Origin of the sequence: Halomonas sp. 7T (genome assembly GCF_025643255.1) — a bacterium.
Classification (GTDB): Bacteria; Pseudomonadota; Gammaproteobacteria; order Pseudomonadales; family Halomonadaceae; genus Vreelandella.
Genome location: NZ_CP087112.1, coordinates 196,430 through 208,352, shown reverse-complemented (window position 1 = coordinate 208,352; position 11,923 = coordinate 196,430). Strand labels below are relative to the sequence as shown.

The window sequence follows — 11,923 nt, the reverse complement described above, 5'->3', positions numbered from 1 at the left end:
GAATGGAGATACCATGAGTCATCACACCTACAAGCACATTGAACTAACCGGCTCCTCTGAGAAAAGTATTGAGGAAGCCGTACAGAACGCCGTGGCTAAAGCCTCTGAGACGGTGAAGCACATGCGCTGGCTGGAAGTCACCGACACCCGTGGTCATATTGAAGATGGCCGCGTTGCGCATTGGCAGGTAACCGTCAAAATCGGCTTTACGCTAGAATAAGCTCTACCTGCTTTTTGACGGCGGCTGGTTTACACTGGCCGCCGTCTTTATTGCAGTGCACACCCACCTACATTATCCAGTGGCAGAATGCGCTGGCGCTTACAACGGAACCGATGCTCAGCAATGAAAATCATCATTCTTGGCGCCGGCCAGGTCGGCGGCACCCTAGCGGAACACCTCGCCCGCGAGGAAAATGACATTACCGTCGTTGATACCGATGCAGCCAAACTGCGCGAATTGCACACCAAGCTGGATATTCGTACCGTTACCGGCGCAGGCTCCTACCCGATTGTGCTGCGCCAAGCGGGCTGTGAAGACGCCGATATGCTGATTGCGGTGACCAACACCGACGAAATCAATATGATCGCCTGCCAAGTCGCGCATACGCTGTTTCGCACCCCCACGAAAATAGCCCGCGTGCGCGCCACGGCTTACCTGACCCGCAAAGGCCTGTTTGCCCACGAAGCCATTCCCATCGATGTATTGATCAGCCCTGAGCAAGTGGTCACCGACCACGTGCGCCGCCTAATCGAGCACCCCGGCGCCCTGCAGGTTTTGGAATTTGCGGGAGGTTTAGTACAGCTGGTGGCGGTAAAAGCCTTTTATGGCGGCCCGCTGGTAGGCCAAGACCTCGCCTTCTTGGGCAAGCACATGCCCAACGTAGACACCCGAGTAGCCGCCATCTATCGTCGCAACCGACCGATTATTCCCCGCGGTGACACAATCATTGAAGCCGACGATGAAGTGTTCTTTCTTGCCGCACGGCGAGATATTCGCGCGGTAATGAGCGAACTGCGCCGGGTTGAGCGTGATTTTCGCCGGGTGGTGATCGCAGGCGGCGGTAATATCGGTGAGCGGCTCGCTGAGCACCTGGAGCACAGCCACCAGGTGAAGATCATCGAACACAACCTGGAACGCTGTACCACGCTCTCTGAGCGGCTTGACCGTACCGTGGTACTCCACGGCAGTGCTACCAGCAAGCGGCTGCTGGAAGAGGAGAATATCGAAGACTGCGATATCTTCTGCGCGCTAACTAACGACGACGAAGTCAATATCATGTCGTCGCTACTCGCCAAACGCTTGGGGGCAAAAAAGGTACTCACGCTGATCAATAATGCCGCCTACGTCGATCTCGTACAGGGCGGCGACATTGATATTGCCATCTCCCCCCAGCAGGCCACCATTGGCAGCCTGCTTACCCATGTGCGCCGAGGCGATATCGTCAACGTGCATTCACTGCGCCGGGGAGCCGCCGAAGCCATTGAAGCCATTGCCCACGGCGACAAGCAGTCCTCTAAGGTGGTGGGCCGTACCATTCGCGAAATCGATCTCCCAGAAGGCACCACCATTGGTGCCGTCGTGCGTGGCAAAGAGGTTCTCATTGCTCACGATGATGTCATGGTAGAGAGCGGCGATCACATCATTCTGTTTGTGATCGATAAGCGGCGAATCCGTGACGTGGAGCGGCTATTCCAAGTGGGATTAACGTTCTTCTAGGCAATGTTCTTTATCAACACGGGGCCACTGCGATGAGGCAACCACTGCTATGAGTTTGCGGATTATTTTACGCATTTTAGGTCTGCTACTGATGCTATTCAGCCTCACCATGCTGCCCCCTATACTGATGTCACTGTGGTTTCGAGACGGTGTTTGGCACGCTTTTATGAGCGGTATGGCCATCTCGGTCATTACTGGCCTGCTACTTTTTTTACCCAACCGGAATGCTCGAAAAGAGCTGCGGATTCGTGATGGCTTTATTATCGCCGCCATGTTCTGGACGGTGCTGGCGCTGTTCGGCTCGCTTCCTCTCATGCTGTTTGGCGAAGGCGCGCTGGGTATTACCGATGCGGTATTTGAATCGTTTTCCGGTTTAACCACGACCGGCGCCACCGTGATTACCGGCATCGATTTTTTACCTGAATCGATTCTCTACTATCGCCAGCAACTCCAATGGCTAGGCGGTATGGGGATTGTCGTACTCGCCGTGGCTATTCTTCCCACTTTAGGGGTCGGGGGCATGGCGCTTTACCGCACCGAGATACCGGGGCCGCTAAAAGACTCCAAGCTAACGCCGCGCATTACCGAAACCGCCAAAGCCCTCTGGTATATTTACGCCACCCTGACGATCGCCTGCATGGTGGCCTATATGCTTGCGGGCATGGACTGGTTCGATGCGCTAGGCCATAGCTTTTCTACCGTCGCCATTGGCGGTTTCTCGACCTACGATGCCAGCATTGGCTACTTTAACAGTGCCGCTATCGAGCTCATTTGTATTGGTTTTATGCTGATCTCAGCGGTGAGTTTTAGCCTACACTTCATTGCTTGGCGTGAAAAAAGCCTGCTGCACTACTTTCAAGACCCGGAAGCACGTTTTTTAATGCTGTTTCTGGGTGGTTTGACGACCTTCACTGTCATTACGCTCTGGCTGACCGACACCTATGACGCCATGGAGGGGCTACGCCACGGCTTGTTTGAGGTAGTCTCGGTGGCAACCACCGCGGGGTTTGCCGTAGCAGACTTCTCGGCATGGCCAGGCGCCCTGCCCTTCCTTCTCTTTGTGGCAGCGTTTGTGGGGGGATGCTCAGGCTCCACGGCCGGCGGCATGAAGGTTATCCGTATTATTCTGATTTTGAAACAGGGCATGCGTGAGGTAATGCGCTTGATCCATCCTAACGCGGTGATTGCCGTTAAGGTGGGCAAAGTGAGCGTACCCGACAGCATCGCCCAAGCGGTATGGGGATTTTTCTCCGCCTACGTCATGCTGTTTTTCTTGATGATCGTTGGCGTCATGGCAACGGGCGTCGACCAGGTGACCGCCTGGTCAACCGTCGGCTCAGCGCTCAATAACCTGGGTCCTGCACTCGGCGATGCCAGCAGCCACTATGGCGATATGCCAACGCTCGCTAAATGGATTCTAGTAATGGCAATGCTGCTGGGGCGCTTGGAAATTTTCACCATTCTAGTGCTGTTTATGCCCGCATTTTGGCGCCGTTAACCCCAAGCTACTTTTATCTACCGCTTTTATATTTACGCTTTCCTATTTTACATATTGAGTAATAGTCATGACCCAAGACGACAGTTCATCAGTGGCGGCGGCGCCGACCTCCCCACCGGCCACCAGCGGGCCCTTAAAAACCGTCACCGTGGGCGACACCCACTACACCCTGCTGGGAACCGCCCACGTTTCTGCTGAAAGCGCTGATGACGTTCGCAACCTCATCGCTAGCGGTTCCTATGACGCCGTTGCGATTGAGCTATGTGATGCCCGCCACCACAGCATGAACAACCCAGACGCCATGGGCGAGCAGGATCTGTTTCAGGTTTTTAAACAAGGCAAAGCCGGCATGGTCGCCGCTAGCCTAGCGCTAGGTGCATTTCAGCAGCGTATTGCTGAGCAGTCGGGCATCCAGCCCGGCGCAGAGATGCGTGCAGCGTTGGACGCCTGCAAGGAGCGTAAGCTGCCGCTGCTGCTGGTTGACCGGGACGTGGGTATCACTCTCAAACGCATCTATCGCAACGTCCCCTGGTGGCAGCGTTTCTCGCTTTTCTCTGGGCTGATTGGCAGCGTCATGTCCCGCCAGGACGTGTCCAAAGAGGACATCGAGAAGCTCAAAGAAGGCGATATGCTGGAGGCTACCTTCAACGAATTTGCCGCCGAATCGGAAGCGCTTTATACGCCGCTGATTCGAGAACGCGACCGCTACATGGCGCTCCGCCTTGCCGAAGAGGCGCCGCCCGGACGCTATAAAAACGTGCTGGTGGTGATCGGTGCAGGCCACTTGAAAGGCACGGTGGAGCACCTTGAGGTACCGCTACCGGAAAGCCCCACCACTGAGCGAGAAGCACTAGAAGCGACGCCGCCGCCCTCTAAACTCTGGAAAGCCGCCCCCTGGCTGATTACCGCGCTGGTGCTCACCGGGTTTGTGATTGGCTTTTCACGCAATACCGAGCTTGGCTGGCAGCTGGTGATTGAGTGGTTTTTGATCAACGGTATTTTGTCGGGTGGCGCGACAATTATCGCCCTCGCTCACCCGGTGACGGTGATTACGACGTTCTTTGCCGCACCACTCACCTCGCTTAACCCCACCATTGGCGCGGGGTTTGTGGCCGCTGGGGTAGAGCTTTATATGCGCAAACCCAAAGTGCGCGACTTCTCTACCCTACGTCACGATGTCACCGAGCTTAAAGGCTGGTGGAAAAACCGCGTTTCGCGCACCCTACTGGTCTTTCTGCTAGCAACGATTGGCTCGGCGATAGGCACCTGGGTAGCCGGGTTTAGAATTGCGGGCGCCCTGTTTGGTAGCGGTGCGCCTTAAACGCCGCCCTCCGTTTGACGAGCTGACAACCGCTGCATGGCAGCGGTTGGTTCTGCAATTTTGCGGTAGTAGCGGCTCTCAGCGTAGCTGTCGTTGAACACATCAAAATAGTCATCCAAGACGCTTGCCGCATCTTCATCGCCGCTCTGGCGCAGCAGTTCAATGGCCACTTCAACCGTGCAAAGGTGCGCTTTTGAAGCCGGCTTACGCAGCCGATAGCGCGTTTCACGCTCGGTACGTAGCGGCAATACCGGCAACGTATCCAAGTAAGGGCTCTTACGAAACATGCGCCGCGCCTGACGCCACGTCCCATCTAAAATGATAAACACCGGAATGCGCGCCTGCTGCTTGGCGGTATGGACGGCGTCGATATTCACCACCCGGTCGGCGTAGTCCGGCTGATCGTCAGGAAAAATCACAAAGGGCGCGTAGCGCGGGTCTTCAAGCAGGGCCGCTAGCGTTTCATCCGGCGCGGTGCGATACCAGGTAAACACACGGGTACTGGCCAGCACATCACCAATCAACCGCCCGGTATTGGTGGGTTTAAAGTGCTCAATAGAGTGGGTGATTAGCCACACCTGGGCGTCGCTCTCGGCCTTTACTTGATAAGGGCACAGGCAGTTAAGTTCAGGTAGATTGCACCCATCACAGCGCGTCACAAAACTACCCCGCGCTTTAAATTCACGCCGAGGCGGTCGTGGGTGCCCCGTGACCGGATCACGTTCAGTGTGCTCAGGCGGCAGAGAGGTAGCGTCAGGCATCTGCGCTCCAACGATTTAAAGAAGACAATTAAAAGGGCGCAGAGTATATAGCAGCCCGCCCACCATGACGAACGTCGCGCTCTTTCTGCCACCCCAGTAAACCTGTATAGCTTTTAAAGTTGACACTAAAAGCAACTCACCGATAAAGTCTTGTCAACTTTCAAAAGAAAAAAGGTTTACCTGTGACCGCCAACGCCTTCACTGCCGACACCACTGCTACCCGCCACGATTGGACACTGGAAGAGATTAACGCGCTGTTTGCGCTGCCTTTCAATGACCTACTGTTTAAGGCCCAGCAGGTGCATCGGGCACATTTTGATGCCAATGCGGTGCAGGTTTCTACCTTGCTCTCTATCAAAACGGGGGCCTGCCCGGAAGACTGCAAATACTGCCCACAGTCGGGCCACTACAACACCCAGCTAGAAAAAGAGAAGCTGCTGGAGATCGAAAAAGTGGTGGCCCAAGCCCAAGCCGCTAAAGAGGCTGGCGCCAGCCGCTTCTGCATGGGCGCTGCGTGGCGCAGCCCGCGGGACAAAGACCTTGTATTAGTGGAAGAGATGGTTCGCCAGGTCAAAGCCTTAGGACTTGAAACCTGCATGACCCTGGGCATGGTTGACGGCGACCAAGCCAATCGCTTGGCGGCGGCTGGGCTCGATTACTACAACCATAACCTGGATACCTCGCCGGATTTCTACGGCGAAATTATCACCACCCGCACGTTCAGCGACCGCCTGGACACCCTGGCCACCGTGCGCGAAGCGGGCATGAAGGTGTGCTCCGGCGGCATTCTCGGTATGGGTGAAGGCGCGCAAGACCGTAGTGCGCTTCTACAGCAGTTGGCGAAACTATCGCCGCATCCTGAATCCGTGCCTATCAATATGCTGGTAAAAGTGCCCGGCACGCCGCTGGAAAACGTCGAAGACTTAGACCCCATTGAGTTTATCCGCGCCATCGCCGTTGCCCGCATTATGATGCCGCAAAGCCATGTGCGGCTCTCGGCAGGCCGCGAGCAGATGAGCGAATCCACCCAGGCATTGGCATTTCTTGCCGGGGCTAACTCGATTTTCTACGGCGATAAACTGCTGACCACCGGCAATCCCCAAGCGGATCGCGACCGTGCGCTGTTTGCCAAACTGGGCCTGCATCCTGAAAAACGTGAGACCTGCGAAAGCGAAGACACTCAAGCGGCCCGCATCGCCCAGCAGACACAGCAGCAGCGTGCCGCCGAGCTCGCGGTAGATGCCAGTGTCTGACGCGTGGCAAAAACGCTTAGCGAGCGCTCGCCAACAGCGTGTTGATGAGCAGCGCTGGCGTAAGCGGTTAGTAAACACCCACTGCGGGCTCGACTTTGCGGGAAACGACTACCTCGGCCTAGCCCACGACCCTCGGGTACAGGCCGCGCAGGCAGAAGGGGCTCGCCGCTTTGGCGCAGGCGCGGGGGCGTCGCACCTAGTGAGCGGCCATCTGGCGATACACGACGCACTGGAAGACGCCCTGGCGCGTTGGACAGGGCGCGAGCGAGCGCTACTGTTCTCTACCGGCTATATGGCGAACCTTGGCGTGCTGCAAGCGCTGGCCGACCCACACACGGCTATTTTTCAAGACCGTTTCAACCATGCCTCGTTGCTAGATGGCGCGGCGCTTAGCGGTGCTCGCTCGCGGCGCTTTCACCACCGTGACAGCGCGGATCTTGAGCGTCTGCTTTTGCGCAGCACGGCCACTCATCAGCTGGTGGTCAGTGACGGCGTATTTAGCATGGATGGCGACGTTGCCGATATCGCCACCCTTGCCTCTATCAGTCAGCAGCACAACGCATGGCTGATGATTGATGACGCGCATGGCCTGGGCGTGTTGGGCGATAACGGTAGCGGCTGCGTGGAAGGTTTCGACAGCCAGCGTGTGCCCATTTTGGTGGGCACGCTGGGCAAAGCACTCGGCACTGCCGGTGCTTTTGTGGCCGGTGATGCCGCACTCATCGAGCATATCACCCAGTTTGCGCGCAGCTATGTGTATACCACCGCGCAGCCCCCCAGCATTGCAGCATCAACCCTGGAAGCGCTATCAATCGTGCAGCGCGAGCCAGAGCACCGCCAGCGCCTCCACCATAACATCCGCTACTTCCGCCAACAGGCCCAAGCGCTTGGCTTACCGCTCACCGAATCACTTACCCCGATTCAACCGCTCTTATTGAGCAACGAACCGCGCACCCTGGCGTGGGCCAGCCAGCTCACCGAGCAAGGTATTCAGGTGGGGGCGATTCGGCCACCCACCGTGCCCAACGGCGCAGCGCGGCTGCGCATTACGTTAAGCGCCCGCCACACCTGTCACGATATTGATCGCCTGCTGGAAGGGCTTGCCGCTTGCCAGCGGGAGGAAGCGGCATGCCCCGCTTAGCACCTCAACGTTTGGTGCTGCTGTCTGGCTGGGGAGTCGATCAGCGTATTTGGCAGCCCCTTGTCGGCTATTGGCCTGATGGGTGTGAGGTCAGCTGCGTAGAGTGGCCGGGGTACGGTGACGTGGCCGCGCTGCCAGAACCTGCCACTCTTACCTCGCTTGCCCATGCCATGGCTGACCAGCTGCCCAATGACGCTGTGTGGGTGGGCTGGTCGCTAGGCGGACTTCTGGCAGCCGCGCTGCTTGACCACCTACCCACCCCGCGAGGCCTTATCCTGATTGGCGCAGGGGAGCGGTTTTGTAGCGATGACGGCGTAAGCCCCGCTGAGCTTGCCACTTTTCAGCGCGCGTTTGCCCGCGACCCTAACGCCACCTGGCAACACTTTTTACGCTGGCAAAGCCAGGGTGAGCCTAACGCTCGCCACGCCTATCAGCAGCTGCGCACCCTGCTGGGGGACACCCCAAGTGCCACGCCAAGCACGCTGTCCCAAGGGCTTCACTGGCTGGCCACCCTGGACAACACCCAGCGTTTGCAAGATGCGCCCTGTCCGGTCGGTCGGTTAGTCGGTGAGCACGACCCGTTAGTGCCTTCTGGCCAGCGTGCGCAGGCTGCCCGACTCGCCCACGCGGGGCACTGCCCAATGCTTTCACAGCCCGCCGAGTTGGCCGTCGTCATCACTGAACACGCCGCCACGTTTACCCAGCAGGCCGTTAAGGAGACGCCATGAGCAGCACGCTAGCTACGCCGACCACCCAGCTGCCGAACTGGCAGGCAAGTGTCGCTCGGGCTTTCTCTCGGGCGGCCCCGCAATACGACGCGCTCGCCAGCGCCCAGCGTGAAATAGGCAAAGCACTGTGGCGGGCGCTGCCCACCCACGCCAAGAGCGTGCTAGACCTCGGCTGCGGCACCGGCTATTGGACCCAGCAGCTGGCCGCGCGCTACCCCCACGCCCACCTTACGGGGCTGGATATTGCCCCGGGCATGCTCGCCCATGCCCAGGCGCTTTACGGTGATGTGATTACTTGGCAACAGGGCGACGCCGCCGCGCTGCCGTTCGAGAGCAGCCGTTTCGATCTGATTGTTTCCAACCTGGCAATTCAGTGGTGCAGCGATATAAACGCCGTAATGCAGGAGCTGGCGCGAGTGCTCACCCCCGGCGGTGAGGTACATATAACCACGCTGCTACCCGGCACGTTGAAAGAAGTCGCCACCGCCTGGCAGCGGCCAGAAGCACTGCTGCAAATGCCCGATGCCGCCTCGGTTGAACGTGCGGTTGCCCAAAGCGGCTTAACGCTGGTTCGCAGCACCGCCGAGCAGCGGCAATTTTATTACCCCGACCTACGCGCCGTTATGGCTTCGATAAAAGGCGTGGGGGCTCAGGTAACACGGTCCAATGCACAGCTTACCCGTCGTGAACTGGCCGCTGCCCAAGCACGTTTTGAAACCTTACGTGAACCTCAAGGGCTGCCGGTTAGCTACCACTGTTTCACCCTGCACCTGGAAAAAACGCCATGACCACCTATTTCGTCACCGGTACGGATACCGATGCAGGTAAAACCCTGGCGACCAGCGCCCTGCTATGCGCCGCTAAAAAGCAGCAGCTTAGTACGCTAGGGCTTAAGCCAATAGCCTCGGGCAGCCGTACTACGCCAGAGGGGCTGCGCAATAGCGATGCCCTAGCGCTTCAGGCGCAAAGCACGCCACCCGTTCGCTACGAAACCGTTAACCCCTGGGCGTTCGCCCCCGCCATTGCTCCACACTTGGCCGCCCAGGAAGCAGGCGCTGTGCTGAGCGTGGCGAAGGTAACGGAGGTACTGCAACAAACACTTCACCACACACAGCACGATCTAACGCTGATAGAGGGTGCGGGCGGTTGGCGGGTACCGCTTAACGCGCATGAAGACTTCTCTGATATTCCCAACGCACTGCAACTGCCGGTGATATTGGTGGTGGGTCTCAAATTAGGCTGCCTTAACCATGCACGGCTCACCGCGGAGGTAATCGCGGCCGATGGCCTAACGCTTGCGGGCTGGGTCGGCAGCGTGGTGGACCCTGAATTTACCGCAAATCAGTCACGTTTTGACGCTAACCTAGCGCTCCTCAATGCCACACTGCCAGCGCCGTGCCTGGGCATTATTCCCCATTTAGCGACCCCGAATGCGGCGCAGGCCCATCCTTATCTGTCGTTAACACCGCTGCTTAACGCGCCCACGCTGCACCAGGAAGCCACCTAATGAATTCTCCTGTTTGGCACCCTTACGCCCACCTAAAAACCCAAACACCGGCTCCCAAGGTGGTGGGGGGACGCGGCAGCCACTTTACCCTGGACAGTGGCGAACACCTGCTGGATGCCACCTGCTCCTGGTGGTGCATGATTCATGGCTACGCCCATCCGCGTTTAGTGGCCGCGATTCGCGAGCAGGCGGGCGAGCTTTGCCATGTCATGCTGGGTGGTCTCACCCACGACCCCGCCGACCAGCTCGCGCAAGCGCTGGTGCGTATTACCCCACCGGGGCTGAATCACGTGTTCTACTCCGACAGCGGCTCGGTGGGCATGGAAGTGGCGATGAAAATGGCTTTGCAGTACCAAGTGCTTATCGGCCACCCCGAAAAACGCAAGATGCTCTCTTTAATGAAGGCCTACCATGGCGACACCACCGGCTGTATGGCGGTGTGCGACCCCGAAGAAGGCATGCACAGCCTGTTCGCAAGCCTGCTGCCCCAACACCACTTTGCCCCGGCACCTACCGCCCTGTTCCATGCCAGCATGGAACAGGTCGAACACGACCTTAGCGCCTTGCGCTGCGTGCTTGAACGGCATCACCATGAGATTGCCGCGCTGTTAATGGAGCCTTTGCTGCAGGCGGCGGGCGGGCTAAACATGACCTCGCCCCACTACCTACGCGGCGCACGGGCGCTATGCGATGAGTTTGGCGTGCTGCTGATTTTTGATGAAGTTGCTACCGGTTTTGGCCGCACCGGCAAACTGTTTGCGGCCAATCACGCCGATGTAACACCGGATATTATGGTGCTTTCCAAAGGGCTGACCGGCGGCTACTTGGGCCATGCGGCTACGCTTGCCACGGATCGCGTCCACGACGCGTTTATCGGCGACAGCCCCCATCACGCCTTTATGCACGGCCCTACCTTTATGGGCAACCCGCTGGCTTGCCGAGTCGCGCTGGAGAGCCTTCGCGTGTTTGAAGAGGAGAACTACCTAGCGAAAATTGCCGCCCTTAGCCAAACGCTACATCGTGAGTTGCGGGAAGACACGGCGCTTAATGCCCACCCAGCGGTAGCCGATGTGCGGGTGCTAGGGGCCACGGCGGTGATTGAAGCCCATAGCGCCGAGGTATTGAAAGGCGTGGCAAGCTTCGCCCGGGAGCGCGGCGTATGGCTGCGCCCCATTGGCCGCTGGCTCTACACCATGCCCGCCTACATTGCTTCCGACGCCGAGATCACCCAGATTACCGGGGTGATGAAGGCATGGTTTTTAGAGCATCAGACGCCCTAAGGCAGTATTAAACTCCCCTGCTTACGCCACTGATTAACAAGCGCGGGCACGCCTTCGCCTGCGGTAGTGTTAATGGCCAACACGCCTGGGGGCGTAAGTGAATCCGCGTCGGGGTCGACTAGGGCGCAGGGGGTATCGTAGTCGATATAGCTCAGCAGCGAAGCGGCGGGCATCACCGCCAAGGAGGTACCGACCACCAGAAAAAAGTCGGCTTCGCTGACCAGCTCACAGGCGTCTTCAAATAGCGGCACCGACTCGCCAAACCACACCACATCGGGGCGCAGCTGGCTGCCCATATCGCATACATCACCCAGCGCAATACCGCCCTTGGGCAGCCGGTAGCGAAGACGCATATCGACAGAAGAGCGCGCCTGCAGAATCTCACCGTGCAGATGCAGCACCTCCCGCGACCCCGCTCGCTCGTGCAGGTCGTCAATATTTTGCGTCACAACGCTTACTTTAAAGCCGTCTTTTTCAAGCGCCGCCAGCGCTTTATGGGCCGCATTCGGCTTTGCCTTTCGAATCTGCTCTCGGCGTTGGTTATAAAACTCCAAGACGCGTTCGGGGTCACGGCGCCACCCTTGCGGTGTGGCCACTTCCTCTAGAGGGTACTCCTCCCATAGCCCGTCACTGGCGCGAAACGACCTAATGCCACTCTCGACACTGATACCTGAACCGGTAAAAACCACTAAGTGTGGGGGAGACGCCATGTTGCTC

Annotated in this window: 12 protein-coding genes; 10 read left to right on the top strand and 2 right to left on the bottom strand. The window is 58.3% G+C overall.

The features are described 5' to 3' along the window. Positions 1-13: 13 nt before the first annotated feature. The 4 genes from LOS15_RS00995 (at position 14) to LOS15_RS00980 (ending at position 4,536) form a co-directional block, all read left to right on the top strand. Positions 14-220, top strand: coding sequence for a dodecin (locus LOS15_RS00995; protein ID WP_263067515.1), 207 nt, complete (start codon positions 14-16; stop codon positions 218-220). A gap of 123 nt (positions 221-343) precedes the next feature. Further along, on the top strand, positions 344-1,717 hold the full coding sequence (gene trkA / locus LOS15_RS00990; protein WP_263067513.1) for a Trk system potassium transporter TrkA: 1,374 nt from the start codon (positions 344-346) through the stop codon (positions 1,715-1,717). Positions 1,718-1,766: 49 nt separating this feature from the next. Beyond that, complete coding sequence (locus LOS15_RS00985) at positions 1,767-3,215, top strand: TrkH family potassium uptake protein (RefSeq protein WP_263067512.1); 1,449 nt, start codon at positions 1,767-1,769, stop codon at positions 3,213-3,215. A 67-nt stretch (positions 3,216-3,282) separates the two neighbouring features. Then, a complete protein-coding gene (locus tag LOS15_RS00980) occupies positions 3,283-4,536 on the top strand; it encodes a TraB/GumN family protein (protein WP_263067511.1) in 1,254 nt (417 codons plus the stop codon). Here the strand turns inward: LOS15_RS00980 and LOS15_RS00975 are convergent. Continuing rightward, positions 4,533-5,297: a tRNA-uridine aminocarboxypropyltransferase gene (locus tag LOS15_RS00975; RefSeq protein ID WP_263067510.1), complete on the bottom strand. Its 765-nt coding sequence runs from the start codon at positions 5,295-5,297 to the stop codon at positions 4,533-4,535. The two genes, LOS15_RS00980 and LOS15_RS00975, sit on opposite strands and share 4 nt — an antisense overlap. Before the next feature lie 182 nt (positions 5,298-5,479). Here LOS15_RS00975 and bioB point away from each other — a divergent pair, with 182 nt between their 5' ends. The 6 genes from bioB to bioA are packed head-to-tail and all read left to right on the top strand — an operon-like array spanning position 5,480 to position 11,206. Further along, positions 5,480-6,550: a biotin synthase BioB gene (gene bioB / locus LOS15_RS00970; RefSeq protein WP_263067509.1), complete on the top strand. Its 1,071-nt coding sequence runs from the start codon at positions 5,480-5,482 to the stop codon at positions 6,548-6,550. Next, the gene (gene bioF / locus LOS15_RS00965; RefSeq protein ID WP_263067508.1) at positions 6,537-7,691 is read left to right on the top strand and encodes an 8-amino-7-oxononanoate synthase; all 1,155 of its coding nucleotides are present in this window, start codon (positions 6,537-6,539) and stop codon (positions 7,689-7,691) included. Before bioB ends, bioF begins: the two co-directional genes overlap by 14 nt. Beyond that, positions 7,679-8,419, top strand: coding sequence for an alpha/beta fold hydrolase (locus tag LOS15_RS00960; protein WP_263067507.1), 741 nt, complete (start codon positions 7,679-7,681; stop codon positions 8,417-8,419). The genes bioF and LOS15_RS00960 overlap by 13 nt, the downstream gene beginning before the upstream one ends. After that, complete coding sequence (bioC, locus tag LOS15_RS00955; RefSeq protein ID WP_263067505.1) at positions 8,416-9,207, top strand: malonyl-ACP O-methyltransferase BioC; 792 nt, start codon at positions 8,416-8,418, stop codon at positions 9,205-9,207. The genes LOS15_RS00960 and bioC overlap by 4 nt, the downstream gene beginning before the upstream one ends. Next, positions 9,204-9,926, top strand: coding sequence for a dethiobiotin synthase (gene bioD, locus LOS15_RS00950; RefSeq protein ID WP_263067504.1), 723 nt, complete (start codon positions 9,204-9,206; stop codon positions 9,924-9,926). The genes bioC and bioD overlap by 4 nt, the downstream gene beginning before the upstream one ends. Next, complete coding sequence (gene bioA, locus LOS15_RS00945; RefSeq protein WP_263067502.1) at positions 9,926-11,206, top strand: adenosylmethionine--8-amino-7-oxononanoate transaminase; 1,281 nt, start codon at positions 9,926-9,928, stop codon at positions 11,204-11,206. Before bioD ends, bioA begins: the two co-directional genes overlap by 1 nt. On the opposite strand, the gene LOS15_RS00940 is transcribed toward bioA, so the two are convergent. After that, on the bottom strand, positions 11,203-11,916 hold the full coding sequence (locus LOS15_RS00940; protein ID WP_263067501.1) for an SIR2 family NAD-dependent protein deacylase: 714 nt from the start codon (positions 11,914-11,916) through the stop codon (positions 11,203-11,205). The genes bioA and LOS15_RS00940 overlap by 4 nt on opposite strands. Positions 11,917-11,923 lie beyond the last annotated feature (7 nt).

What these genes read in the sequence shown, in the direction of transcription:
- LOS15_RS00995 (WP_263067515.1), top strand. Translation starts at nt 14, where the DNA reads ATGAGTCATCACACCTACAAGCACATTGAACTAACCGGCTCCTCTGAG.
- trkA (WP_263067513.1), top strand. Translation starts at nt 344, where the DNA reads ATGAAAATCATCATTCTTGGCGCCGGCCAGGTCGGCGGCACCCTAGCG.
- LOS15_RS00985 (WP_263067512.1), top strand. Translation starts at nt 1,767, where the DNA reads ATGAGTTTGCGGATTATTTTACGCATTTTAGGTCTGCTACTGATGCTA.
- LOS15_RS00980 (WP_263067511.1), top strand. Translation starts at nt 3,283, where the DNA reads ATGACCCAAGACGACAGTTCATCAGTGGCGGCGGCGCCGACCTCCCCA.
- LOS15_RS00975 (WP_263067510.1), bottom strand. Translation starts at nt 5,297, where the DNA reads ATGCCTGACGCTACCTCTCTGCCGCCTGAGCACACTGAACGTGATCCG.
- bioF (WP_263067508.1), top strand. Translation starts at nt 6,537, where the DNA reads ATGCCAGTGTCTGACGCGTGGCAAAAACGCTTAGCGAGCGCTCGCCAA.
- LOS15_RS00960 (WP_263067507.1), top strand. Translation starts at nt 7,679, where the DNA reads ATGCCCCGCTTAGCACCTCAACGTTTGGTGCTGCTGTCTGGCTGGGGA.
- bioC (WP_263067505.1), top strand. Translation starts at nt 8,416, where the DNA reads ATGAGCAGCACGCTAGCTACGCCGACCACCCAGCTGCCGAACTGGCAG.
- bioD (WP_263067504.1), top strand. Translation starts at nt 9,204, where the DNA reads ATGACCACCTATTTCGTCACCGGTACGGATACCGATGCAGGTAAAACC.
- bioA (WP_263067502.1), top strand. Translation starts at nt 9,926, where the DNA reads ATGAATTCTCCTGTTTGGCACCCTTACGCCCACCTAAAAACCCAAACA.
- LOS15_RS00940 (WP_263067501.1), bottom strand. Translation starts at nt 11,916, where the DNA reads ATGGCGTCTCCCCCACACTTAGTGGTTTTTACCGGTTCAGGTATCAGT.